This window comes from Paenibacillus sp. UNC451MF (assembly GCF_000686845.1).
Classification (GTDB): domain Bacteria; phylum Bacillota; class Bacilli; order Paenibacillales; family NBRC-103111; genus Paenibacillus_S.
Genome location: NZ_JMLS01000001.1, coordinates 404,915 through 430,489 on the forward strand (window position 1 = coordinate 404,915; position 25,575 = coordinate 430,489).

General features: G+C 49.0%; 17 protein-coding genes. 15 read left to right on the forward strand and 2 right to left on the reverse strand.

Annotated elements, in window-relative coordinates; genetic code table 11:
• Positions 1 to 199 precede the first annotated feature (199 nt).
• Positions 200 to 4,357 carry an Ig-like domain-containing protein gene (locus BP97_RS40065; protein ID WP_064745650.1) on the forward strand — a complete coding sequence of 1,386 codons (4,158 nt, stop codon included), beginning with the start codon at positions 200 to 202 and terminating at the stop codon, positions 4,355 to 4,357.
• 197 nt (positions 4,358 to 4,554) lie between these two features.
• Here the strand turns inward: BP97_RS40065 and BP97_RS0101755 are convergent, their stop codons facing one another.
• On the reverse strand, positions 4,555 to 5,019 hold the full coding sequence (locus tag BP97_RS0101755) for an Lrp/AsnC family transcriptional regulator (RefSeq protein WP_231506185.1): 465 nt from the start codon (positions 5,017 to 5,019) through the stop codon (positions 4,555 to 4,557).
• A gap of 328 nt (positions 5,020 to 5,347) precedes the next feature.
• Between BP97_RS0101755 and pucL the strand changes: the two genes are divergently transcribed.
• The 6 genes from pucL (at position 5,348) to BP97_RS0101785 (ending at position 11,854) form a co-directional block, all read left to right on the forward strand.
• Entirely contained in the window at positions 5,348 to 6,823 is a 1,476-nt protein-coding gene (gene pucL / locus BP97_RS0101760; RefSeq protein ID WP_331281297.1) for a factor-independent urate hydroxylase, read from the forward strand.
• A gap of 4 nt (positions 6,824 to 6,827) precedes the next feature.
• Positions 6,828 to 7,202, forward strand: coding sequence for a hydroxyisourate hydrolase (gene uraH / locus BP97_RS0101765; RefSeq protein ID WP_028547575.1), 375 nt, complete (start codon positions 6,828 to 6,830; stop codon positions 7,200 to 7,202).
• Positions 7,203 to 7,227: 25 nt separating this feature from the next.
• Entirely contained in the window at positions 7,228 to 8,655 is a 1,428-nt protein-coding gene (locus BP97_RS0101770) for an allantoinase (RefSeq protein WP_028547576.1), read from the forward strand.
• Between the two features lie 29 nt (positions 8,656 to 8,684).
• The gene (gene allC / locus BP97_RS0101775) at positions 8,685 to 9,986 is read left to right on the forward strand and encodes an allantoate deiminase (protein WP_081823871.1); all 1,302 of its coding nucleotides are present in this window, start codon (positions 8,685 to 8,687) and stop codon (positions 9,984 to 9,986) included.
• A complete protein-coding gene (locus BP97_RS0101780; RefSeq protein WP_028547578.1) occupies positions 9,986 to 11,224 on the forward strand; it encodes a pyridoxal-phosphate-dependent aminotransferase family protein in 1,239 nt (412 codons plus the stop codon). The genes allC and BP97_RS0101780 overlap by 1 nt, the downstream gene beginning before the upstream one ends.
• A 63-nt stretch (positions 11,225 to 11,287) precedes the next feature.
• A complete protein-coding gene (locus BP97_RS0101785) occupies positions 11,288 to 11,854 on the forward strand; it encodes a DNA-3-methyladenine glycosylase I (protein ID WP_028547579.1) in 567 nt (188 codons plus the stop codon).
• Positions 11,855 to 11,900: 46 nt separating this feature from the next.
• Here BP97_RS0101785 and BP97_RS0101790 read toward each other — a convergent pair whose 3' ends face one another.
• Positions 11,901 to 13,016 carry a YheC/YheD family endospore coat-associated protein gene (locus BP97_RS0101790; protein WP_028547580.1) on the reverse strand — a complete coding sequence of 372 codons (1,116 nt, stop codon included), beginning with the start codon at positions 13,014 to 13,016 and terminating at the stop codon, positions 11,901 to 11,903.
• Between the two features lie 244 nt (positions 13,017 to 13,260).
• Between BP97_RS0101790 and BP97_RS34870 the strand changes: the two genes are divergently transcribed.
• The 8 genes from BP97_RS34870 (at position 13,261) to BP97_RS0101835 (ending at position 25,568) form a co-directional block, all read left to right on the forward strand.
• Complete coding sequence (locus tag BP97_RS34870) at positions 13,261 to 14,421, forward strand: glycosyltransferase family 4 protein (protein WP_036745312.1); 1,161 nt, start codon at positions 13,261 to 13,263, stop codon at positions 14,419 to 14,421.
• 185 nt (positions 14,422 to 14,606) lie between these two features.
• Entirely contained in the window at positions 14,607 to 15,260 is a 654-nt protein-coding gene (locus BP97_RS34875) for a chromate transporter (protein WP_051620270.1), read from the forward strand.
• A 30-nt stretch (positions 15,261 to 15,290) separates the two neighbouring features.
• Complete coding sequence (locus BP97_RS0101805; protein ID WP_028547581.1) at positions 15,291 to 15,833, forward strand: chromate transporter; 543 nt, start codon at positions 15,291 to 15,293, stop codon at positions 15,831 to 15,833.
• A 184-nt stretch (positions 15,834 to 16,017) separates the two neighbouring features.
• Entirely contained in the window at positions 16,018 to 17,520 is a 1,503-nt protein-coding gene (locus tag BP97_RS0101810; protein ID WP_028547582.1) for a UDP-N-acetylmuramoyl-L-alanyl-D-glutamate--2,6-diaminopimelate ligase, read from the forward strand.
• Between the two features lie 18 nt (positions 17,521 to 17,538).
• On the forward strand, positions 17,539 to 18,921 hold the full coding sequence (locus BP97_RS0101815) for a UDP-N-acetylmuramoyl-tripeptide--D-alanyl-D-alanine ligase (protein ID WP_028547583.1): 1,383 nt from the start codon (positions 17,539 to 17,541) through the stop codon (positions 18,919 to 18,921).
• Positions 18,922 to 19,093: 172 nt separating this feature from the next.
• On the forward strand, positions 19,094 to 24,079 hold the full coding sequence (locus BP97_RS38575; protein ID WP_051620271.1) for a WIAG-tail domain: 4,986 nt from the start codon (positions 19,094 to 19,096) through the stop codon (positions 24,077 to 24,079).
• Positions 24,080 to 24,477: 398 nt separating this feature from the next.
• On the forward strand, positions 24,478 to 24,915 hold the full coding sequence (locus BP97_RS0101830) for a MarR family winged helix-turn-helix transcriptional regulator (RefSeq protein WP_028547584.1): 438 nt from the start codon (positions 24,478 to 24,480) through the stop codon (positions 24,913 to 24,915).
• Positions 24,912 to 25,568 carry an HlyD family secretion protein gene (locus BP97_RS0101835; RefSeq protein WP_028547585.1) on the forward strand — a complete coding sequence of 219 codons (657 nt, stop codon included), beginning with the start codon at positions 24,912 to 24,914 and terminating at the stop codon, positions 25,566 to 25,568. Before BP97_RS0101830 ends, BP97_RS0101835 begins: the two co-directional genes overlap by 4 nt.
• The last annotated feature ends 7 nt before the right edge of the window (positions 25,569 to 25,575 follow it).

Sequence of the window (25,575 nt, forward strand, 5' to 3'; positions counted from 1 at the left end):
AATGAAAAAAAAGCCCTATAGGTTAATGGGAATAATGTGTTTAAGCTTTACTTGCAGCCTTTTCTTCGCCTCTAGGAACGTTACTTATTGTGGGTACTTCTGCAAGATGTTCGTAAGAAAGGAGGTCAATATTGTAAGCGTTAACAATAAACTCATCGATGCAAAGCGATGACTAATTGACCGTAGGGAGGTAACTTTATTGAAATTAAGAAAGCTGCTCTGCTCATCCTTATTATCTGTCGTAATCCTTGCTGCTTCCTTTCCGGCTTATGCAGCTGATACACCGGGCTCAAGCTCGACTCTGCCTGCATTTCCGGGAGCGGAAGGGGGAGGCATGTACACAACCGGCGGCCGTGGGGGAACGGTGTACGAGGTGACGAATTTGGATGATTCCGGTCCGGGCTCTCTAAGAGATGCGGTAAGTCAAAGCAATCGGATCATTGTATTTAGGGTATCTGGAAATATCCAACTCGCATCGTCGCTCAACATTACGGGCTCCAATCTGACAATAGCCGGGCAAACCGCTCCGGGAGACGGGATCAGCATTAATAATTATTCCGTGTATGTAAAAGCGGATAATATCATCATGCGTTATTTGCGTTTTCGTATGGGGGATGAATCCCCTGCAGAAGGCGATTCGATGTCGATTGACAGCCGCAAAAATATCATCATCGACCACTGCTCGTTCGAATGGGCCATCGATGAGGTGCTGTCACCGCAAACCACGGATAATCTAACGGTACAATGGTCCATCATAGGTGAAGCTTTGCATATGTCTAAGCATGAAAAGGGCCGTCACGGCTTCGGCGGCTTGTGGGGAGCGGGCAACACCTCCTATCACCACAATTTGCTGGTTCATAACAGCAGTCGTAACCCCCGATTTAAAGGCAGAACGGAAGAGGATAAAAGAAGTCTGGATTACAGAAACAATGTCGTATACAACTGGAACTACAAAACCGCATACGGCGGCGGCAGCGCAAATGTGAACATGATTAACAATTACAATAAATACGGGCCGGACACAGACCTTACCAAAAGAGATTTAGTACTCGATGAACTGGGCCTGAACGGGCAATGGTACATTGACGGGAATAACATTGATGGTTCCCCAAGTGTTACGGCGGATAACTGGCTTGGAGTGCATGAGTTTACGCCTACCAATACCAGATTGTATGAACCGGTTCCGTCGACTCCGGTAACGACTCATACACCAGAGGAAGCTTACGAGCTGGTTCTTGCACAGGCTGGTGCTATTTTACCGAAGCGTGACTCTGTCGACTCCCGGATTGTTAATGACGTTCGCAATCGTACGGGCAGACAAATCAACTCGCCTGCAGAAGTAGGTGGCTGGCCTATTTTGAACAGTATTCCAGCTCCAACAGATACAGATCATGATGGAATGCCGGATGAGTGGGAACTTGCACATGGACTTAATCCTAACGATCCTGAGGACCGTAACGGCGATGTCGATGGAGATGGGTACCCGAATCTGGAAAATTACCTCAACTCCATTGTCGGAAACGGTTCGCAAAGCCCAACTGTTCAAATCACTACGCCTTCGATTAATACGATCACTGACACGGGAACTACGATCACTATTAACGCTGAAGCGACAGATCCCGATGGCTCCGTCAGTAAAGTAGAGTTTTACCGTAATAATACTAAGCTGGGTGAAGATGATACGGCTCCGTATCAATTTACTTGGTCGAATGTGCCTGAGGGAACCTACTTTCTAATCGCTAAAGCGATAGATAATTCGGGAACCTCGACGGATTCGGACGCTGTGCCGGTGCATATTAATGCGCCTGGGGACATTACTCCTTGGAGTGCTGTGGATATTGGCAATCCTGGGCTGCCGGGACATTCGAACCTGAATGACGGTGTGTTCACGGTCAAGAGCTCCGGTAACATTTCAACAAATCCGGAATCCTTCCAATTCGCCTATCAAAAACTGACTGGCGATGGTCAATTGATCGCACGAATTGATAAAATTACACATACGACACCTCTTGCAAAAGCCGGAGTCATGATCCGCGAAAAGCTGACGCCTGGTTCACGGTTGGGATTGATGGGATTGGCAGTTAGGGGAGACGGACACGTCGCTGAATTTTACAGCAGGGAAACCGAAGGGACTGACATTGTCGAAACACCGCCTCTGCCTTCGATCAATCCACCATATTATGTGAAGATCGTCAAGTTCGGTGGCACCGTAACAGGCTATATTTCTCAAGAGGGAACCAACTGGTCGTCCATCGGCTCGATGCCGCTGGATGCTAATGAAGTGTATATAGGCTTAATGGCCGATGCGGCAAAAGAGAACAATTTAATCGAAAACTACAATAAATCGACCTTTTCTCAAGTGAAATTCGAAACGATTGCTCCTGTACCTTACCGTCCTACCGGAGTTGCGGTATCTCGGGGAACCTCGGATCTGCTAGTATCCTGGTCGCCAGCTGAAAGGGCAACGAGCTACCAGGTGAAAAGAAGCCTGACACCGGGAGGGCCTTACACGACAGTGGCGACCGTTTCCTCCAACGAATATTTGGATACTCAGGTAGAAGCGGGAGTGAATTATTTCTACGTAATCAAAGCGGCCAATGCTGCTGGGGAAAGCCTTGAGGATTCAGAGGAGCGTAACGGAGCGCTGCTTGGGACACCGGCTGCGGTGATTCTCATCAATGATGATTTTGAGAGTATGACGGTTGGGGCTCAACCGGAAGGCTACGATAGTCGGCCGATTCCGGGAACCGACCAAAATCATATTTTGGTAGATGAAGTCCCAAGCTCGCCGGCAGGCAATCATTCGAGCAAGCTGCTTAATTTGTACGACGACAGCACGAGCCAAACGCGGGCTTCCAAAGCATTCCCAGCACAGCAAGGAACGGTTATCGCGGAAGTGGATGTTATGCAAACGGCAGGGGCCGATTATCCAAGGGTACTGCGCTTGCTTGACACAGCCTTCGGTAAGCAATACGTCGAGATTTTCTCCGGTTACGGTGCCGGTTGTCCTACTGCCTATTGCTTCTATTATCGGAACACGGACACCAGCAATGGCAAGGCAGTACCATTGCCGACCAACAATGAATTTAAGCCAAACACATGGTATCACGTTAAGGTCGTTGCAGATATCAAAACACAGATGGCTGAAGTATTCATCAACGGGGTCTCTGCCGGAGCAATAACGTTCCATAAGGACAAAGGATGGCCGGATGCTGCCAAGCTAAGCGCTATTGACTTCCTGTCATCAGCCAAAGACAAGGTGAACGAATATATTGATAACGTTCGTATCGGTGTACCGGCTCTGGGTGCACCAACTGGAGTAACGTCTGCAGTTTATGGTAATGCCGCTCAAATCAGTTGGTCGGCTTTACCGGGCGCAACCTCATATAATTTGTACCGCAGTGAAGGGGATGGCGGCAGGTTCAGGTTGGTAGCATCCGCTCAAACGGATTTAAGCTATATGGACAAAGGATTGGCCTATGACAAAACGTATACTTACGTTGTGGCAGCAGTGAATAATACGATTGAGGGTGATTATTCGGCACCGGTATCGGTAACGCCTGAAGGTCCTTTGGTTATTCAGCTGGATCAACAGAGTGGCTCTGTGACTCAAGCGACTTATGGCATCTCGGGCAGTGTCAGTCGTGCGGCAGCTGTTAAAGTGAACGGGAATGCGGTCCCGGTGGGATCGGATTTGAAGTTCTCGACAACATTGAATCTGAATCAAGGCAATAATCTGATCAAAGTAGAAGCCGCTGATTCAACAGGAGCGCAGGCGGAACCGGTTTCGCTTATGCTGTTTGTGGATTCAATCGTACCCGAGCTAAGACTTAATCAGTCCAATGGTTCTGTTTCTACTGCTGTGTACTCAATTTCTGGAACGATAAGCGAGCCTGGTAAAGTATTTATTAACGGCAAAGAAACGGCTGTCGATTCCAATTTACAGTTCAATCAAAAAGTGAATCTGGTCAAAGGGGCCAACGAATTTACCGTAACAGCCGTAGATTTGTTAGGAAATAGCGCTGCACCTAAGAAAGTGACGATTACGTACGACACGGTGAAGCCTGTAGTGACAATCGATAATCCGCATGGCGGACACGGCAACGGCAAGGATGATCAGGTGGAGGTAGGAAACTACACTATAACGGGTAAAATTAGTGAACCTGGAACCGTAACGGCTAACGGATATGTGGCTAAGGTTAATGCAGACTTGACCTACTCCGTAATCGTGCCTCTAAGGAAAGGAAGGAATCGAATCGTCATAGAAGGGAAGGATTTGGCGGGGAACCGTTCGGATTCGATAACATGGGAGGTTGTTGCCACTAAGAAGGGGTCCAATAACGGACATGACGACTGAACCATGGTGGCAATGATAACGGAAACCAAGGCGGAAATGACAATCATGACGGGCACGACAACAAGGATAAGGATGGACATTCGTTGTAATTAAAACAATAGAAGGTGGCTGCGATGGCAGCCGCCTTTTTTTCGTTCAAAAGTTGGCTCTCGACACACTGACAACTCATAGCTTTGGCGTATGTAACAGTTGCAGTTCTATAGCTCCAATCCTATGCCTTGTTTGAAGCGCTTGATTACCATATGAGTCTCTACGTTAACAATCCCCTGCATCGCATAGATCTTTTTAAATAAAAAATGATCGAGAGCTTCATCATTTTTCAACAGGGCATGCATGTGCAGCGTGCTGGGGCCAGTCATTTGATAAATGCTGACCACGCAAGGATCCTCGGATAATTCGTTACCCACCTGCTCCACATAACGGGGCTCTACCTCTACCTCAAAAAAAGCGGACACGGTCTTGCCCAGCTTCATTGCATTCAGTCGTATCGTAAAATTTTCGATGATGCCTGACTCCATTAAAGCCTCTACCCGTTTTTGAATTGCCACGCGGGATAAATTCAACTCTTCGCCGATTTTGGAATAGGACACTCTGCCGTTCTCATGTAGAAAGCGAATAATATCTTGATCGGTTTGATCCAAATGAGGAAGATCCATAACCATAACCTACTCTCTTTTAGATTATGAATATTGACACAATGGAGAATAGATGCATATAATTATGTCATTAAATATAACATATAGTTACGATTTGATTCAATTTCATAAGAATATCATCATTTTGTGTTATATAACATAACATTAAATGGGTTAATTTGGAATGGGTAGTGCTCTAATTTATACAGCTTGATGAAGCCGTGAAGTTTTGAGAAGCCCAATTATTCAGAAGATGGGTGAAGGATGGAGGTGGGGGCGCTGGAGCCTTACGTCACTTCTATGGGTCTCTTATCAATAAATTTAATAAAGCCTAGTTAGATAAGGAGGCGAAATCGTGGGACTCACCCTAACTCAAGCGAATGAAATGAACCAGAATGCGTTTATCGAGTTGCTGGGCTGGATATTCGAGCATTCGCCGTGGGTGGCTGAACGAGCTTGGGCATCAAAACCATTTAATTCGGTCGTGCATTTGCACGAAATCATGGTTCAGATGGTCAAGGCAGCCTCGTACGAGGAAAGATTAGCGCTCCTTCAGGCCCACCCTGACTTAGCAGGCAGGCTCCAGATGACGGTGGTATCGCAGCAGGAACAGAGGGGTGCCGGTTTAGACCAATTGTCGGAGGAAGAGTACAAGGTGATGTCCTCCATGAATCGTGACTATACAGAGCGCTTTGGGTTTCCTTTTATTATTGCTGTCAAGGGACTAGGGAAGGAAGCTATCATTGCAGCGATGAAGGAACGCCTAAATAACAGCTTTGCAGCTGAATATGAAAGAGCGTTGACAGAAGTAGCACGGATCGCGGGATTTCGTTTAGAGACAGTTTTTAATCAAAATGACGATTCGGGAGAGGTGGAAAAGTCAATGAGCAACGAGCGGGTGATGTATTACGGGAAGGGCGATGTATTGGTTTACAGAACTTACGGGAAGCCGATGAAGGGGATTCGACCGATTCCTGAATCAGACTTTACGGGTGAAGAAAACGTAATTTTTGCCCATAACATCAAAATTGCCGTTCGGGGCGAACCGTTTCTATCTTCCTTTACGGAGGGGGACAACAGCATGGTCGTTGCGACCGATTCCATGAAAAATTTTATTCTTCGTCATGCGGCGGATTATAAGGGCAATACGACCGAAGGATTTCTGGAGTTCGTAAGCCGGCGGTTTCTGGATGCTTACCCGCAGATGACTTCCATTGAAATTACGGGAGATCGGATTCCTTTTCTAGGCTTGCAAATACCAGGTGAACAAGGGCTGAAGGCGAGTGGACTTGTATACCGTTACTCTCATAATGACCATCCGACAGCTACATTAGAAGTGAAACGCAGTGACGGAGTCGCAGTTATTACCCGGCATCGTTGCGGGCTAGCGGATTTACAGCTCATTAAAGTGCGGGGCAGCGGGTTTGCAGGCTTCGTAAGAGATGAGTATACGACACTTCCGGAAACTAACGATCGGCCGTTGTTTATCTATTTGGATATTCATTGGACCTACAGTGATCCTGGTGACTCACTCTCTACGGAGTCGGGCAGGTACGTACCGGCTGAACATATCAGAGACATTGCACATGTAGTGTTCCATGAGAAGAACAGCCCTTCAATCCAGCATTTGATCTATCATATCGGGCTGCGAATGATGGAGCGTTTCCCGCAAATTGAGTCTGTACAGTTCGAATCGAATAATCGGACATGGGAGACGGTGGTAGAGACTGTGCCGGATAGCGAAGGTAGAGTGTATACGGAGCCGCGTCCGCCTTATGGATTCCAAGGTTTCTCCATGACTCGCGAAGATTTGGCCCGTATTGGAGGGTGATGTGATGACAGGCAGAATAACAACTCATGTTCTCGATCTGTCAAGTGGACTTCCGGCAGCGGGAGTTCAAGTGACGCTGTTTCAAATTGAGGAAGACGATGAACGGGTGGAGCTTCTCAGCCGAGTGACGAATCTTGATGGCAGGCTGGATAGTCCGCTGTTGGAAGGCGAGACGGTTCAACGAGGTATTTATGAGCTTGTATTTCATGTGTCCGAATATTTTTGCAGATCAGGAGGCGCGGGCCCTGTTCAAGCGAATAGGAGGCTGCCATTCCTGGATAAAGTTCCTATACGCTTTGGTGTTGAAGATGATGAAGGACATTATCATGTACCGCTGCTGATAGCGCCTGGCGGCTACAGCACTTACCGCGGGAGTTGACTATCGGTAAAAGGGGCTGTCCCAAATGGCTGAATCGTTCGATATGATTGTTCAAAATGGTAAGGTCGTGCTGCGTGATGAAATTCAGCAGTTGGATATCGGCATCCGCGACGGGCGGATCGTCAGGCTTGCAGAACGGATAGAGCCGGATACAGTTGATTCCTCTTTATCTGTCAAGTTCATTGATGCAGCAGGACAATTTGTATTGCCAGGCGTCGTTGATGTGCATGTTCATTTCAACGAGCCGGGCTTTGGCAGTTGGGAAGGGTTTGCCTCCGGATCAGCGGCGCTGGCAGCAGGTGGAGTGACGAGCTACGTAGATATGCCGCTGAACGGTAGACCGCCTACTGTGAATTCTTCGGCTTTTCATCAGAAGCTGGAGGCGGCTAGAGGGAGTTCCTATGTGGATTACGCTTTATGGGGCGGCTTGGTTCCTGGGAACAAGGAAGAGCTGAGGCCGTTGGCTGAAAATGGGGTTGTAGGCTTCAAGGCTTTTCTCTCTGCCCCGGGTGGTGAAGGGGAAGATGTTTTTCGCGAGGTGGACGATCTTGCCTTATTTGAAGGGATGAAGCGGATCGCTGCATGGGGCGGTATTTTGGCATTGCATGCCGAGAGTGAATCGCTCACTTCGCGGTTGGCAGCCAAGGCTATTCGAGAAGGTCGAAGTTCCGCACTCGATTATGCGGCCACGCGACCTGTTGTGGCGGAGCTGGAGGCGGTGAATCGAGCGCTGCTTTATGCCCGGCATACGGGCTGCGCGCTGCACTTCGTGCATATCAGCAGTGAGGCGGCAATTGAGCTGATCGACAGAGCGAAGCAAGTAGGCTTGAATATTACGGCGGAAACATGTCCGCATTACTTGGCGCTTACCGAGGAGGATATGGAGTCTCTCGGCCCTGTGGCGAAGTGTGCGCCCCCTCTGCGCAGTGCGGAGGAGCAAGAGCGATTGTGGAATGCTCTTGAGGAAGGCAGGATTGATATCATTGCATCCGATCATTCTCCTTGCCCGAAGGAGTTGAAGACTCCGCAAGGAGAGAGCTTTTTTGATGCTTGGGGCGGAATCTCAGGAGCGCAGAGCACGCTTGAGCTGATGCTGCACGAAGGGCATGTGAAGCGGGGGATTCCAATAACAAAGCTGGTAAAGATGCTCTCTTATCAACCTGCTGTTCGTTTTGGTCTCCATCCCCGCAAAGGGGAAATTGCGATTGGAGCTGATGCCGATCTTGCAATCGTTGATATGGAGAACGGCTATACGCTGGAGCCTGATGGATTGTATTCGCGCCATAAGCACAGCCCTTATGTTGGGAGGGCGTTTTCGTGCAGAGTATTGAGGACGCTTTGCCGTGGTCATCAGGTATATTCCGTTGAAAAGGGACTAGATGCTTTAGGTCACGGCCAGTGGCTTAGACCGGAGCGGGGAGAAAAGGCCGTATCTGTGGAGTCTACCTTATAGCCTCGTTACTATTGAGGAGGGCAATGTGTATGGAGGAATGGGTATCAGCCACGGAATCGGAATATCTTGTAGCAGAATTAAGCTCCTTCTTTGGTCAAGAGGCGGAGCGTCTATTGGGATGGTTGTCCAGTTTTGGAGCTGATCCCGCTGGCGGAGTAACAAGGCTCTTGTACTCAGAAGCATGGACGGCAGCGCAGCTGGCTCTTGCCGAACGGATGGCGCAGGCCGGCCTTACAGTCGTTTTCGATCGAGTGGGCAATTTATACGGTCGCCTTATTGGCGAGGATAGTGATGCTCCTTCCATTGTAACGGGATCTCATATCGATACGGTTCGGAACGGAGGTAAGTATGACGGCGTTTATGGTATTGCTGCCGCCTTGTTGGCGGTGGAACAATTAATTAAGCGGCACGGCAAGCCGCGTCGAACTATTGAGATTGTTTCTCTGGCAGAGGAGGAAGGAAGTCGGTTTCCGATGACATACTGGGGATCGGGCAGTATTACCGGCTTCCATAATGAGGACTCGATTGAGGGGTTAACTGATGCCGATGGAGTAACCTTTCGCGAAGCTATGGAAGCTGCTGGCTTCGGCAAGTCGGAGCAGCCGGCGAGCCCACGGAGCGATATTGCCGCTTTTATCGAGCTTCATATTGAGCAAGGCATTGTTCTGGAGCGGGAGAAGCTTTCTATCGGCATTGTCAGTGCGATCGTAGGGCAAAAGCGGTTCGCTATCGAAGTTACCGGTCAAGCGAATCATGCAGGGACGACGCCTATGCTTATGAGAAGAGATGCGCTGGCGGCGGCCGCAGATATGGTGCGTTCTATTCGGGAAGCGGCTGTCCGCTGCGGAGCACCGCTTGTTGCGACTGTAGGGCGACTAGAACTGGAGCCGAATACTCCTAATGTTATTCCAGGCAAAACAAGGTTTACTGTGGATGTAAGACACGATAATGAGGAGAAGCTTCAGGTGTTTTGCCGGGAGATGCTCGGCGAACTGGAGGCAATAGCGGGAGTGAACGGTGTAGAGCTCACTTTCTCACGGTGGATGGATGCTAAGCCTGTGCCTATGGATGGTCTGCTCTCCACTTGGACGGAGGAGGTGTGCCGACGGCATGGTCTTTCTTATCAACATATGGTAAGCGGTGCCGGGCACGATGCACAAATGTTCCAACGGATTTGTCCGACCGCTATGGTGTTCGTGCCGAGCCGGGATGGAATCAGTCATTCGCCGTCTGAATACACATCGTCTCAGGATATGGGAACGGGCATCTTTGTCCTTGCGCAATTACTGTATTTATTGGGGTATGCTGAGGCCTATAAAGGAGTGGTCTGATGAAACGTTATAGTGATTTGTCTCCTTCTCCGCGTACGATTATGACACCCGGTCCAGTTGAAGTGGACCCTCGCGTCCTGCGGGCTATGTCGTTTCCGATCCTCGGCCAGTTCGATCCGGAATTTACTAGTCTTATGAATGAAACGATGGCTATGCTGAGAGAGTTGTTTCAAACGAATAATCGGTGGGCCTATCCGGTAGACGGAACCTCACGGAGCGGGATTGAAGCGGTGCTGACCAGTGTGATTGAGCCAGGGGATAAGGTGTTCATTCCTATCTATGGGCGATTCGGCTACTTGCTGTGGGAAATTGCTGAGCGATGCGGAGCAGAGGTTGTAACGATTGAAAAGGAGTGGGGGCATGTATTCGATCCGGAGGACATTGCCGAAGCAATCAAGCGCGAACAGCCTGAAATCGTAGCTATTGTACATGGTGAAACGTCTACCGGACGGATTCAGTCGCTGGAAGCCATAGGTCGCACATGTCGCGAGCATGATGCATTGCTGATTGTAGATGCGGTCGCCACTATCGGGGGCGTACAGGTGAAGACGGACGAATGGCTGTTGGATGCTGTTATCGGCGGTACACAGAAGTGCTTGTCCGTTCCGGCAGGTATGGCTCCGATTACTTACAATGAGCGTGTGGAGGCCAAGGTACTGCAAAGAAAGAAGATCGAGAGAGGATTAAGTGATCCAGGTGCTTTGCAGGGGCAGAAGTCGGTTCAAGCTATCCGCAGCAATTACTTTGATTTGGGGCAGCTTCAGGATTATTGGAGTCTGGCCCGATTGAACCATCATACGGAAGCAACTTCTATGCTGTATGCCCTTAGAGAGGGAGTCAGACTTGTGCTTGAAGAGGGGCTGCCGGAACGATTCGAGCGCCATAAGCTGCATGAAGCGGCTTTAATGAGCGGCCTCCATGCTATGGGACTCGAAATGTATGGTGACCCGACATGCAAGATGACTGTGGTAACCTGTGTTTGTATCCCGACCGGCATCGATGGTGAATCGGTAAGATCAATGCTCCTTGATTCCTTCGGGATTGAAATAGCGAGCTCTTTCGGTCCTTTAAAAGGTAAAATATGGAGAATTGGAACGATGGGTGCGAGCTGCAGTAAGAGGAACGTTTTGCTTCTATTGGCAGCATTGGAAGCAGTACTGATTCGCCATGAAGCGAATATTCGAATAGGTCTTGCCGTGCAGGCTGCGTTGGATGTATATGCAATAAAATCGGCATAAGTATGACAGAATTTGTCCAGATCTTATGATATGATGGCTGTATCAAGAGAGCTGGAGGGTAACATGGAAGAAGTAAAACGATGCGGCTGGGTAAATGAAGATCCGTTGTATAAGGATTATCACGATAATGAATGGGGAGTCCCTGTTCATGAAGAACGTAAACTGTTTGAAATGCTGGTGCTGGAAGGGGCACAGGCGGGATTAAGCTGGTATACGGTGCTGAAGAAGAGGGACAATTATCGTCTTGCGTTCGATGGCTTCGATCCTGTGCTGGTAGCGCAGTATGATGAAGCGAAAGTGGCGGAGCTGTTGTCTAATGAGGGAATCATCCGCAATCGGCTGAAGGTACAGGCGGCCATAACGAATGCGCAAGCCTTTTTGAAGGTTCAGGAGCAATTCGGGAGCTTTGATGCTTATATTTGGCAGTTTATCGGCGGCAGTCCGATACAAAATCATAGGACCTCTTTAAAAGAAGTACCGGCGAGCACCCCTCAATCCGATGCCATGAGCAAAGATTTGCGCAAACGTGGGTTTAAATTTGTCGGAACGACCATTTGCTATGCATTTATGCAAGCTACGGGCATGGTTAATGATCATCTCGTAGATTGCATTTCGTATCGTCAAGCATGAGTGTGATATTCTAGCATAAGCTGATCCATCTCAAAGAGCGATCTCCCTAGGGGTCGCTCTCTTTTGTCATTATGCATGTATTTAGCAAATAGTGGGAATAAGCGATCGGGTTGTAAAAGGCGGCTCTCCATTCTTCAAGCATTCCGGCCTCCTGAAAGCTGTAGCGTTGATCTTTGCCGTTACATTCAATGAATAAAGGGGAGCCGTCCGTGGTCATTCCGATATCTAGTCCGAGATCGGCCATGTGAGGCAGGGATTGGCTCAACTGCCGGGCTACCTTAAGCGAGAAGCTGTGAATTTCATCTATAATACTTTCGTGTTGAAGATGTGCATACTCTTCTGTGAGAATGGTTTGGAGCCGATGGACGGAGCCGCCCTGCGCCACATTCGTCAAAAATAGATTGGGGGCGGCGACCTTGACGACCAGACCGGTAACCTGCCATTCCCCCGTACCGTCGCGTTGGACGGAGACGCGCATATCAAAGGGTTTTCCTTGATAAGTAGCTAGGGGCAGGTGCTGCTGGACGATATAGTTCATCTTTCGCATTCTTTTTTTCAAAAGGGAAGGAAGACGAGTTCCTTTGAACTCGAGATTTAACCATTTTTTATTATGAATCCTTATGCTTGCCGGGCAGGTTAGCTTCCAGCCGTCACCTGCTCTCTGCAGCAGCATAACTCCGCGGCCTATACTGCTGCGGTCAGGCTTGATGATGATTTTATCGTAAAGCTCCATCATGATGCTCAAATTAGCTTCTGTTGCTTCAAAGGTTACGGGCAAATGCGGCTCCAAGGTACTATCGTTCATAAGATGCTGGTGAGTTTCCAGCTTGCCGTATCGATTCCAATGGTTGAACAGCTGAGTTCCGCTATCAACCCAGGAGCATAATTTATCATACTCACGCTTTCCTGGGTAGATTGCCCGATTATGGATAACTTGCGGCATGGGAACGGTTTTATGAATAAATCGGTCGCTTTCTTTAATAAAAGCTTTGATGCAGGGATTCCCTGAACGGACATCCTGAATGCGGAAAAAGCAGGGGGTTAAACCGTATTTCATGCCTGCTTCCACGTAAAAATCTACGGCTTCGTATTTTGTATCTCCGGTTGAGAGACGACGGTGCAATTTATCGTTGATAAGGATGCCTACATAGGATGGCTGCATGAAGCTCACTCCTTTTCCACACAGACTGGCCGTTGCCCTAATGAGCCATAGTACAACATATGCCGCGAGGATCTGTTCAGTATGGACATGTGCGGTGGGCATTGATTGATCCTTGAGGCATCTGTCCTGCTCTATTCTATTGATCAGCAGAAAAGGGCGGTAGAATGGCGTATTTCGTACGTTCCGCACGTCCCGATGCTTGAATACATTGCAGGATAAGTAGTATTTCAGAGGAGGCGGCAGCATGGATCGTCCTGTAATCGCTATTGTGTCGCCCGGTTCGTTTGCGATTCCTTCGGCAACGAGCAGCTCGGTGGAACTTGTGATCGAACAGGTGGCCCGGCGGTTGACGCATGAGGTAAGCCCAGTTGTTTTCGGTAAAATATTTCGAGGCCGGCCCAAAACAGAGATTGTGGACGGGGTCAAGTATGTGAGGGTGGGAGCAGCGTCTGCACAAGCATATATTCGCCAGGTGGGGCGGAGGCTGGCGCATTATCGTCCACAGGTTATTCAGGTTGAAAACCGTCCGAGGTTTGTTCGGACTTTGCGGGGGATGTATCCCAGAGCCAAGCTGTGGCTCGTACTTCACTCATTAACATTCGTATCGAAGCGTCATATAGGAAGAGGAGAGCTTCGTGCCTGTCTGGCGGCAGCGGATCGAATTATCGTAAACAGTGAGTTTCTTAAGGATCAGATCATACGCTTGGCTCCCAAGGTGCGGCGTAAAATGATAGTGAATCATTTGGGGGCGGATACCGAACGCTTTGTGTCCCGTTGGTCTGATGAGGGGGCTCTCAAGCGGGAGGCGCTACTCGGACGGCTTGGGTTAACGGGTAAAAGGATTATTTTATACGTTGGTCGACTTATTGAGATAAAGGGCGTCCATCACTTGCTCCATGCGATGCCGCGCATTGCCGCACAAGTGCCAGATGCTGTGCTGCTTGTGATAGGTGGTGCACGTTACGGCTCCAGCAGGAAAACGGCCTATGTTCGAAATTTGCACCGGCTGGGAGAAAAAATTCCTCAGCACGTTCGTTTCATCCCTTTTGTGCCTCATTCCGAAATTTCATCTTGGTTCGGGTTGGCTGATGTATTGGTTGTTCCTTCCAACAGCCGCGAAGCGTTTGGTCTGGTTAATGTAGAAGCCATGTCTGTGGGGGTGCCAGTCGTAGCGACAAGAGCAGGAGGGATGAAGGAAATTATTCAGCATGGTGAAACCGGATTTTTAATCGATGCCCCGTTATTGGGAAGAGAACTGCCTTTATGGATAAGCTTGCTATTAAGCAATGAACTGCTTGCTAGACAAATGGGCGAAATGAGCATTAATAGGGTGAAAGAGCAGTTTACGTGGGAGCATACGGCTCAGAGATGGCTGGATTTATATAGGGTTGTACGAAAAAACTAAAGTGGATTTAAGTTAAAATTCAATTCATAGTATTCCGCTGAATAAAGAGGTTTATTCGGCCTTTTTTTTGTTATAAACGAACTTATAAGTCAGAATAAAAAACTTTTATGCAAAAGTTTATTCCAAAAAGATAATAAGTAGTTTATAATGAACTCATAAAGGTTCGGACAGGGGGATGCTGCAGCATGATTAGGGGAGAAAAGGGGAAGGCGTCTGTACTGTGGGGATTGTTCTGGTCGTTCTGCAAAATAAGTCCAATCACGTTCGGCGGTGGTTATGCAATGATTCCTGCCATAGAGAAAGAAATCGTGGAGCAGCGCCAATGGATGGATGCCGAAGAAATGAGCGATGCTTTGTCGATAGCAGGCTCCGCACCTGGCGGAATAGGCGTCAATGCGGCGACGCTGGTTGGATATCGCTTGGCAGGACTTAAGGGAGCCATTGCTGCGGTGATAGGAATATCGCTGCCTACTTTTATTATTATGCTCTTGTTAACGATAGGATATTCTGCAGTGCAAGATTCTCAGAAGGTATCGGCTGCATTTGAAGGGATTCACGCTGCGGTAGTTGCCTTCATTGCTGTAGCGGGATGGCGGATGTGCAAGTCGGCGGTTCATGATAAGACGACACTGATCATACTTATGGGAGCATTAGCAGCTCTGATGTTCTCCGGTTTACACCCGGCGATACTGCTGCTGCTCGGTACCTTGGTCGGAGTCGTGGCGTTTAAGTGGAAGGAAAAGCTCGGAGCTGTTGTAGCGCCAGATAAAAAAGTTCAGCAGGAAAGTCCCGTTCCTACGGCGACTGCTGGTCAATATATATGGGGCGACGGAATATGACCGGTCTAATGGAGGGAAGGGGGCGGTAAAATGCTTCTTGCATTATTTTTTACTTTTTTCAAAATAGGACTTGTTTCCTTCGGCGGTGGTTATGCCATTCTTTCAGTCATAGAGCACGAGGTTGTGCTTAGTCATGGATGGATGACACCAGAGCATTTTGCCGATGCTGTATCTTTGGCAGGAATGTCACCGGGACCTATCGCAACCAATAGTGCTGTGCTCGTAGGATTTAAAACAGCCGGGCTGCCAGGAGCCGTCACTTCGATCATCGGAATGATTCTACCTTCATTTCTCATTATTATTACTTTGGCGTTGTTCTTCTATAAAAAAGGGAATAACGGATTCATGCAGACGATATTTTATGGACTGAAGCCGATGGTTGCTGCTATGGTCATTTTTGCGGCTTATCGCGTGGGTGTGAATGGACAAACGCTGCTTGGTCTTAATGGGCACACTTTGGCTCAAATTATTATCTTTGGATTGGCCGTCATCGGAATCGTGAAGTATCGGCTGCATCCTCTGGTGGTCTTGTCCGTCTCGGCTTTGATGGGTACAGCCTTTTTTTATCAATAAGATTAAATATGAAGAGCTTTACAGAATTGATGTTCATACAGAGCTGCTCGATGCTGCATCGGGCGCTCTTTTTTTGTTTTGAATTATCATTCTGATGGCTGGATAACAGTTACGTCATTTTTGGCATGTTTGCAAATTATTGGATTATGATGGTAATACATTATTCTGTTGGGAGGCTTATCGTATGCACTTGAAGGAAATGACAGCTCATTTGCTTGATGTCTTACGTATTGAAGGGGACGATACGGTTGAGATTACCGGAATTCAAATGGATTCAAGAAACATACGCCCGGGGGAGCTCTTCGTTTGCATTCCGGGTGTAGATGGCATTTTGGAGGATCGTCATCCTTTCGTGCAGGATGCTGTCTCTCAAGGAGCGGCAGCGCTTGTCGTTGAGCGTGAGGTAGATGCGGATGCCGGCATACCCAGAGTTTGTGTCAAGGACGCAAGATATGCCCTGGCATCCTTGTCAGCGCTTTACTATGACTTTCCGAGCCGCCGTATGAAGGTAATAGGTATTACTGGGACGAACGGGAAGACGACCACGAGTCATTTGATCGATCATCTGCTTCGACATCAAGGACTAACTACGGGCATCATGGGGAATATTTTCACACGAATAGGCAGTGAGAAAGTAACCTTTGCTAACAATACACAGGAGCCTCCGGACTTACAGCGTAACTTAAGGAAAATGGCAGATATGCATACGGACTATTGCGTCATGGAAGTGACCTCACAAGGCTTGGATTTGGGCAGAGTGATAGGAACCCGGTTCCGTACCGCGGTATTTACTAATTTAACCCAGGATCATTTGGATTATCATCATACGATGGAAGCCTACAAGGAAGCGAAAGGAAGGTTGTTTGCGCGACTTGGGAATGCAGCGGGACCCGAGGGTTCGTTCGCGGTGCTTAATGCCGATGATGCTGCCTCGGAATATTTCCGCAAGCAGACTGCAGCACAGGTTATTACTTATGGTATAAGCAAGGATGCTGACGTAACAGCAACTGATATACGACTCACTTCTGCAGGGACTGAATGCACCGTATCGTTTCGTGGGAAAAGTGAGAGGGTTCAATTGCCTTTGGTTGGATTATTCAATGTATATAATATGTTGGCTGCTTTCTCTACTCTATTAATAGAAGGAATATCACTTACATCGTTAGCAGAGGGAATTAAGAAGATGAAGCCGGTAAAGGGAAGGATGGAGATGGTCGACGCAGGTCAGAATTTCGCTGTATTTATTGATTACGCTCATACCCCCGACGGATTGGAGGAATCTTTGAGAACGGTCAGAGAGTTTGCACGCGGCAAAGTTATTGTTGTGTTCGGCTGCGGCGGGGATAGAGACCGAGCGAAACGTCCTGTCATGGGATCCATTGCGGGAAGGTACTGCGACAGGATCATATTAACTTCTGATAATCCGAGGAACGAGAATCCAACTACAATTATGCTCGATATCCGGCAGGGCTTGGAGGCGTCCGGCTTGTCCGTTGATCGATACGAAATGATAGAAGATAGGAATGAGGGGATTCGGCGAGCTATTCAATGGGCGGACCTGGATGATGTCGTTATCGTTGCAGGCAAAGGGCATGAGACCTATCAGATCATCCGTGGTCGCAGCCATCCGTTTGACGACCGTCAAGTCGTCCTGGAAGCATTGGCAGAAAAGGCAAGCAAGCTTTGAACATGAGGGGGTTGAAGCATGATTCAAAGAACGTTAAATGAAATTGAACGCATGGTACAAGGTACAGGGTTACTCGAAAAATATCAGGAATTGAAAATCCACGGTGTATCGATGGATTCTCGAACTTTGCATTCGGACTGCTTGTTTATACCCATTGTGAGAGACAAGGATGGTCATCGCTATATAGATGAAGCGGTGAGCCGGGGTGCTGCGGCGTGTCTATGGCAGCAGGATCATCCGGATCCACCAGAGCATTTTCCTGTGATTTACGTTGAAAATACGCTCGATGCTTTGCACCGATTGGCAGGTGCGTACCGCCGCCAGCTTAAGGTGAGGACCATAGGGATTACGGGCAGTAACGGCAAAACGACTACGAAGGATTGGGTCGCTTCGCTGCTAGCTTCTACATATAAGGTTCAATCAACGGAAGGGAGCATGAATAATCATTTTGGGGTCCCGCTTACCCTGCTGCAGCTAGAGGAGGATACGGAGATTGCGGTGCTGGAAATGGGGATGAGCGGACTCGGGGAAATCGAGCAGCTATCGTGTCTTGGTCGCCCTGAGGTTGCGGTTATAACGTTAATTGGGGAATCACACTTGGCTGAGCTGGGTTCAAGAGAAGCTATCGTACAGGCCAAGTTGGAAATATGCAATGGCATGGAGTCTGATGGGGCATTGATTTTTAATGGAGACGATCCGCTGCTTGTGAATGCTATTGAGCAGAAGTCGCTCCCCTCAACCATTCGGACCATTCGATTCGGAGCAGGTCACCATAATGATTATTATCCTCTTTCCATAGCATTGGAATCCCAAGGAACGCAGTTCAACTGTCATCCCAGACCTGATATAAGCTATTGGCTTGCCTTATCGGGAAAGCACTATGTTACGAATGCCTTGGCTGCTCTAGCAGTGGCTGATTATTTCGGTATCCCTGCTGAACAGACGGAAAGAGGCCTGCGAGAGGCTGTATTAAGTGGGATGAGAATGGAAGTGCAAAGCAGTTCTAAGGGGTTCGCCTGGATTAATGATTCGTTCAATGCGAGCCCGACTTCCGTGAAAGCTGCCATAGCATTTTTGCACGAGCTGGACGGTTACCAACGTAAAATAGTGGTTTTGGGGGATATGCTGGATCTCGGTGAGAAAGAGGTGGAATACCATCGGCATATCGGGGAGCTGTTAGATGCCCAAAAGCTGGATTATGTGTTCACTTTGGGACCTCTGTCTTTGGAAATCGTGCGGATAGCTTCGCTGACCTTTCCCGCGGGCAGGGTGCAAGCCTATGAGAACAAGGAGGAGCTGGCAAAAGCTATCGGTTTGCTGGTTGCCCCAGGGGATGTCGTATTCATTAAAGGCTCCCGTGGTATGAAAATGGAAGAAGTGATTTCGATGGTAAGCGGATAATCTTGTTTCGTTTGCCTACTCTAAATAAAAAGTGATTGGGTTAGAGCCTATTTTTCCATAGGTTAATGACTTCCTCCTGGGTGAATGCATATGTTACAAAAGACTACTTTATGGTTGCCACAGTCTATTGTAAAGGAACTACAGGTGAACCATCACGGGGAGGAAGTGCGAAATGAAGAAACGCAGCGGCCGTAATGTCGCCAAAATAACCCCGCTAGGCGGCAGGCGGAGCGGTAATTTCAATGAGCTAAAATGGCTAGACGAGGTTCAAACTAAAGACAAAATTATCAAGCCGCTTAAGGAAGAGACAGGTGATGTGACGATCAGTCAGCTTGCTCTGCTTGAGGAGGACGAGGTGGATTCCGCTCCAGAGGAAGCTCAGAAGGAAGCGGTGATAGTAGAGGCACCTCCAGAGATTATTGGGGAGATTGAGAAGGAAGCTCAAGAACCGGTGGTGATCCCACCGCCCGTTATTGAACCGCTCCAAGTTGCGCCTATGCTTCAGCAGCGTAAGCAATCATCTCCAAGCAGCCCTGTTGTTTATACGGATGATATTGCGGATGAGGCGGTAACGCAAGAGAAAATAGCCCAAGGTGCTGTGGATGGCAATAAAATCAAGCGTGGATCAATAACGCAGGAGCAGCTCGCTGACTACGCAGTAGGCACGACTAAGCTTGGGGACCGCAGTGTAACCCAGCAAAAGCTTGCGGTTCGAGCCGTTACGGAGGAACACATCGCTCCTTTTTCTATTTCCGCAGAAAAAATACAGGAGAGAGCGATCAGCGGCGAAAAGCTGCAGGATAACAGCATTACATCCGAGAAGCTGGCTGATAAAACAATCGATGCGATAAAAATTGCCGAAGGATCCATTCATACAAAGCATTTGGCGGAAGAAGCCATAACCGGTGATTTGATACTCAATCAATCCATCACCTCAGAGAAGATCAAGAGCGGAACCATCCAGACGACGAACTTGGCTAATTATATCGTGAACACGGCAAAGCTTGCCGATCTGTCCGTCACTACGGAGAAGCTGCGGGATCGTTCTATAACTGCAGAGAAAATAGCCGATGGCGAGATCGTTTCGCAAAAGCTTGGAATTCATGCTGTTACGGAAGATAGGATAGCGCCATGGAGTATCACGAGAGAGCATTTGCAGTCTTCTGTGATTTTACACGAGCACTTGTCTGCTGAAATTATTCGCAGTGATAACATAGCGGCGAAGCAGGTAAAGGCCGAACACTTGGCTCCCGAGTCTATATGCAATGAGCATATTCTGGACGGGGCGGTGAGCACAGAGAAGCTGGGCAAACAGGCGATTACTGGCATTCATCTTCAAGATTTCTCTGTAGAGGGAAGGCACCTGCAGTCAAAAAGCGTGGATGCCGGCCATTTGCTTGACGGAGTGATAACCGCAGCTAAATTGGCGGAGCAGAGCGTGGGGGCACAGCAGCTTTGTGATGGTTCAGTTAACGCTTTGAAGCTTGTGGATGGAGCGGTGACCTCTTCTAAGCTGTCTAAAAGATCGGTTGGTTCGGAGCACTTGTCAGGAGCTGCTGTAGGAAGCGCCCATCTGGCTGAGAAGGCGGTTCAATCGGGACATATCGGAGCGCAGGCCATCAGTAAGGATCACCTTCAAGATCAATCAGTCATCACAGCCAAGATTCATGACAGGGCTGTCACCTCCGAGAAAATATCGTTTGGCTCCATTCAGCATCAGCATATACAAGATGGTGCGGTGCAGACCGGACAGATGGCAAACCAAAGCGTAACGACCTCGAAGCTTGCCAGTGAATCCGTATCGACGGACAAATTGACGAACTTATCCGTCACGACTGCAAAGCTGGCCCATTCCAGCGTCACGAGTGAGAAAATCGGCCGTGAAGCCGTACTCGGTGAGCATTTAGGAGTTGGCTCTGTTCAATCCCCGAATGTGGCGAAAGCCGCGATAAAGGCTTCTCATATTGCAACGGAAGCTATTACAAGAGAAAAGCTGTCGGATCGTGCGGTGACCTCGGAGAAGCTTGCCGACAACTCCGTGATGAGTGAGCATCTGGCTGCGGGAGCAGTCAAATCGTCTCACCTGATTCCTGGAATTGTCGGAACGGTTCATCTTCAGGATCAATCGGTAACAAGCTCAAAGCTCGAAACGGGCGCTATTGAAACAAGGCATCTGGGTGCTAAGGTTGTAGGCAATGAGCAGCTCGGTAAGGGAGCGGTCGGCACAGAACAGCTGCAGGAACAAGCCGTGACGGGAACGAAGCTTGGTTGGGGTGCCGTTGAAACTCGGCATCTGTCTGAAGGAGCCGTTGGCAATGCTCAGCTCCAAGAGGAATCGATAACCGCAACTAAGCTGGCTAGAGGCGCAGTAGAAGCTGGGCATTTGTCCGAAGGGACGGTGGGTACTCAGCAGTTGCAGGAACAGTCGGTGACGGGCTCGAAGTTGGCTAGAGGTGCGGTGGAAGCTGGTCATTTATCTGCGTCGACGGTGGGCACTGAGCAGCTGCAGGACGGGGCTGTAACGAGCTACAAGCTTGCGAAAGGTGCAGTAGAAGTAGGACATTTGTCGGAAGGTACGGTAGGAACTGTACAACTGCAGGATCAGTCGGTAACAGGAGCGAAGCTGGCACCTGGCTCTGTAACCACAAGTCATTTAATAGAAGGTGTAATAGGCTCAAAGCATCTGCAGGAGCAATCTGTTACGGGTTCGAAGCTAGCGTTGGGAGCTGTTAAATCAGCGCATCTGGCCGAAGGAGCGGTTGGCAGCGAAGAGCTGCGTGAAGAGTCTGTAAGAACGGAGCATTTGCAGGAAGGGGCAATAACGGGAGCGAAGCTGGCCAGGGATGTTATTTCCACTCGGCATCTGACTGAAAAATCGGTTGGAACACAACAGCTGCAGGAACAGTCGGTGACTGCATCCAAGCTGGGACTTGGCGCCGTAGAAGCTGACCATATACTGGATGGTGCAGTAGGCAGCAAGCAATTAAACGATGGTGCAGTAGGCAGCGTACAACTGCTGGATGGTGCGGTAACCGGGTCTAAGTTGGCGCCGGGTGCAGTGCAGTCGGTGCACATTGCAATGGGTGCCATAGGTCGTGAAGAGCTGAATGAAGGAGCCGTGGGAACGGAGCAGCTGCAAGAAGGTGCCGTGACAGGAGCGAAGCTTGCACTTGGCACAGTGCAGTCAGTGCATATTGCTGCGGGAGCTGTAGGCAGCGATGAACTGAGCGAAGGGGCTGTAGGAACCAACCGACTGCAAGAAGGGGCGGTAACAAGCTCAAAGCTGGCGGCAGGTGCAGTGGAGGCGTCACACATCACAGCAGGAGCTGTAGGCAGCAATGAGTTAGCTGAAGGAGCCGTAGGAACGGAGCAGCTGCAAGAAGGAGCAGTAACGAGCTCGAAGCTGGCGGTAGGTGCAGTAGAGGCGTTGCATATCACGGCAGGAGCTGTAGGCAGCGATGAGCTGAGCGAAGGAGCCGTGGGAACGGAGCAGCTGCAAGAGGGTGCTGTGACAGGAACGAAGCTGGCACCGCGCTCAGTGGAGACGGCGCACATCGCAGCGGGAGCCGTAGGAAGCTATGAGCTGAACTTGGGAGCCGTTGGGACAGAGCAACTGCAAGAACGCGCCGTAACTGGAACAAAGCTGGCGGCAGGTGTGGTAGAAACGGCGCACATCGCAGCGGGAGCCGTAGGCAGCGATGAGCTGAGCGCAGAAGCCGTGGGAACGGAGCAGCTGCAAGAAGGTTCTGTAACAGGAACGAAGCTGGCGCTGGGCGCGGTGGAGACGGCGCACATCGCAGCGGGAGCTGTAGGCAGCGATGAGCTGAGCGAAGGAGCCGTTGGGACAGAGCAGCTGCAAGAAGGTTCTGTAACAGGAACGAAGCTGGCGCTTGGAGCTGTGGAAACGGTGCATATCTCAGCAGGAGCTGTTGGAAGTACCGAGTTGAGCGAAGGGGCTGTCGACACAGAACAGCTGCAGGATGCTGCTGTAACAGGAACGAAGCTGGCTCTAGGAGCTGTGGAAGCAGAGCATCTTGCGATTGGTGCCGTAGGCACTGATCAACTGCTAGAGGGTGCCGTAACGGCTGAAAAGCTTGCTCTCAGTACAGTTTTTGCGGAGCATGTGACGGAGGGCGCGATCTGTAATGAGCATATCGCGGCAGACGCTATAGGAACCGATCAGCTTCAGGACGGTTCTGTGACAAGAGCGAAGCTGGGAGCTGCTTCTGTTGCAGCAGAGCATATCACGGCAGGAGCCATAGGCAGTGAGAAGCTGGCTGTTGAAGCGATCAGTACACAGAAGCTGCAGGATCAGTCTGTGACAGGAGCGAAGCTTGCAACAGGGTCCGTGGAGAGCCGGCATCTGGCTGTAGAGGCCATAGGAACGGCGAAGCTGCAAGAACAGTCGGTAACTGGAGCTAAGCTCGCGCCGAACTCCGTAGAAGACCGTCACCTCACAGCGGGTTCGATCAACGAGTCGAAGCTGCAGAACGGGTCCGTAACTAGCGAAAAAATAGAGTTAGGCGCGGTAAAGACAGAGCATTTGAGTAACGATTCCATTGATGGATTGCACATTAAGCAGGAATCGATATCAGGTTATCATCTAATGCCTGGCAGCATTTCCTTTATACATCTGGACCCAGGGCTGCTGGATCGATTATCTTCTTCCTCTTCGTCTTTGCCGCTTACGGAAACCGTTGCTTTGGAAACGACGGTAGAAGTAGAAGAAACGGTTGCAAGCAACGTATTGGCTGAAGCAAGTGTTAATTCGGAGCATTTGACTGCCGAATCCGTCGGCAGAGAGCATTTGCAGTACGCATCCGTTGAAACCTATCATCTGGCGGATGGAGCAGTGACACCACAGCAGCTGTCTTTCCAGCCAGTTCAATCCGCAAAGCAGGCGGCTACGGTGCAACAGTTCGGCCTTTCCCTTTTCGCTATGCGCGTTGAAGAAGAGATTGTGGATATCGTTGTGGAGTTCGACGAACCATTCGCCGATGAGAACTATGTGCTCGTCGCGACGACGACCAATCCATCCTGCTACGCGGTTATTCAGGAGAAATGGAGAGATAGTGCGATAATGCAAGTAGTTCGCAGCAAGTACTCGCCTGAGCTGCAGGGGGCTGTGAATTGGATTGCCATCGGGCCAAGAACTTGATGATCCGGGAGTAAACGATATAATGAAGGTAAAGAGGCCGTTTCAAGGAACGGCTTCTTTGCGTTTGTCCGTAAATATTTAATGAAGTTCACAGAAATAATTCTTTTCAAAATAGTTCGATCATGGTATTATTTCGTATAGAAATATTTCTTGTACGAAATAGTTTCGGACTAGAATTAGTTTTTAGTCGGAAGGGGGCTTACATAGACGTGTAGAAAAGCCGGTCCCGGCATAACTATAAGGCACAAAAGCTAGCTATCTCATCGAAAAATAAACCGACAAGATCGGGTTTTTCGCCGGGTAATGTTAACAAACCTACCTTGTTCAACCTCTTTCGGTGTGGTATATTTTTGTGTATGAATATTTCGCCTACGAAATAAATCGGAGGGTTGACCAAAATGAGCAGAGCTATGCAAATCGGCCATTCTATACGAAAGCTGACGAAAATTTTTAATGCAACAATGGGGAAGGACCTTAAGGAAATCGGGTTAACGACTCCTCAAATCGCTACGATCGGGCAAGTGTATTTTGAACGTAAAACTATCGGGCAAATATCGGAATGCACACAGCTTTCTTACAGCACGGTATCCGGGATTATTGACCGATTGGAGCGTGACGGATGGCTTGAACGGGTTCGGGATGAAACGGATCGGCGCATCGTCTGGATCAGACGAACAAGCAAGATCGAAGCAGAGAAAGAAAAGCTCCATTTTTTTCAAGAGAGCTTTTATGAGAATTTGTTGGCGGATTTAGATCAGGATGAGCTGGATACGATCATCCGATCGTTAGATCTGCTGACTACTTATTTAGAGAAGAAGGTTGAGGAGAAAACATGAAGAAGAAACAAGTCTTGTCCATCATCCTTGCGGTTGCTGTTATCGCTGCTGGGGGTATAGGGTACACCTACTGGTATCAAGGGCATTATTTTATTAAATCGGAAGATTCAAGGATTACAGGCGATATTTATCGCGTTATGCCCCGGATATCCGGTAAGTTGACTTCTCTTCCGATTAATGAAGGAGACACGGTATTATCTGATCAGATTGTAGGGCAGCAGGATAATACCAACCTGGCTACGAGTAACCTGGATCAGGCCGCTTTGCGTTCTCCGATTGACGGAACGGTCATCAAAACGATGTCGAAGGTAGGCGAAGTCGTGTCTCCTGGACAGACGGTCGCTATGATTGTCAACAAAAAAGACTTGTACATTTCGGCGAACATTGAAGAGGGCGATATTAACCGAGTGAAGGTCGGGCAAGCGGTTGAGTTCTCGGTTGATACGTTCCCTGGCACTACGCTAACGGGGAAAGTAAAAGAAATCGGTGAAGCGACAGCGGCTACCTTTTCTCTTCTTCCTGCAACGAACACGAGTGGTAACTTTACCAAAGTCACCCAACGCATACCGATTAAAATTTCCATCGATAGTCAAAATGGACTTGCGATCGCTCCAGGTATGAGTACTACTATTAAAATTCATTTGAAAGGGTAAGGGAAAA

What these genes read in the sequence shown, in the direction of transcription:
- BP97_RS0101755 (WP_231506185.1), bottom strand. Translation starts at nt 5,019, where the DNA reads ATGGTTATGGATCTTCCTCATTTGGATCAAACCGATCAAGATATTATT.
- uraH (WP_028547575.1), top strand. Translation starts at nt 6,828, where the DNA reads ATGACAGGCAGAATAACAACTCATGTTCTCGATCTGTCAAGTGGACTT.
- BP97_RS0101770 (WP_028547576.1), top strand. Translation starts at nt 7,228, where the DNA reads ATGGCTGAATCGTTCGATATGATTGTTCAAAATGGTAAGGTCGTGCTG.
- allC (WP_081823871.1), top strand. Translation starts at nt 8,685, where the DNA reads ATGGAGGAATGGGTATCAGCCACGGAATCGGAATATCTTGTAGCAGAA.
- BP97_RS0101780 (WP_028547578.1), top strand. Translation starts at nt 9,986, where the DNA reads ATGAAACGTTATAGTGATTTGTCTCCTTCTCCGCGTACGATTATGACA.
- BP97_RS0101785 (WP_028547579.1), top strand. Translation starts at nt 11,288, where the DNA reads ATGGAAGAAGTAAAACGATGCGGCTGGGTAAATGAAGATCCGTTGTAT.
- BP97_RS0101790 (WP_028547580.1), bottom strand. Translation starts at nt 13,016, where the DNA reads ATGCAGCCATCCTATGTAGGCATCCTTATCAACGATAAATTGCACCGT.
- BP97_RS34870 (WP_036745312.1), top strand. Translation starts at nt 13,261, where the DNA reads ATGGATCGTCCTGTAATCGCTATTGTGTCGCCCGGTTCGTTTGCGATT.
- BP97_RS34875 (WP_051620270.1), top strand. Translation starts at nt 14,607, where the DNA reads ATGATTAGGGGAGAAAAGGGGAAGGCGTCTGTACTGTGGGGATTGTTC.
- BP97_RS0101805 (WP_028547581.1), top strand. Translation starts at nt 15,291, where the DNA reads ATGCTTCTTGCATTATTTTTTACTTTTTTCAAAATAGGACTTGTTTCC.
- BP97_RS0101810 (WP_028547582.1), top strand. Translation starts at nt 16,018, where the DNA reads ATGCACTTGAAGGAAATGACAGCTCATTTGCTTGATGTCTTACGTATT.
- BP97_RS0101815 (WP_028547583.1), top strand. Translation starts at nt 17,539, where the DNA reads ATGATTCAAAGAACGTTAAATGAAATTGAACGCATGGTACAAGGTACA.
- BP97_RS38575 (WP_051620271.1), top strand. Translation starts at nt 19,094, where the DNA reads ATGAAGAAACGCAGCGGCCGTAATGTCGCCAAAATAACCCCGCTAGGC.
- BP97_RS0101830 (WP_028547584.1), top strand. Translation starts at nt 24,478, where the DNA reads ATGAGCAGAGCTATGCAAATCGGCCATTCTATACGAAAGCTGACGAAA.
- BP97_RS0101835 (WP_028547585.1), top strand. Translation starts at nt 24,912, where the DNA reads ATGAAGAAGAAACAAGTCTTGTCCATCATCCTTGCGGTTGCTGTTATC.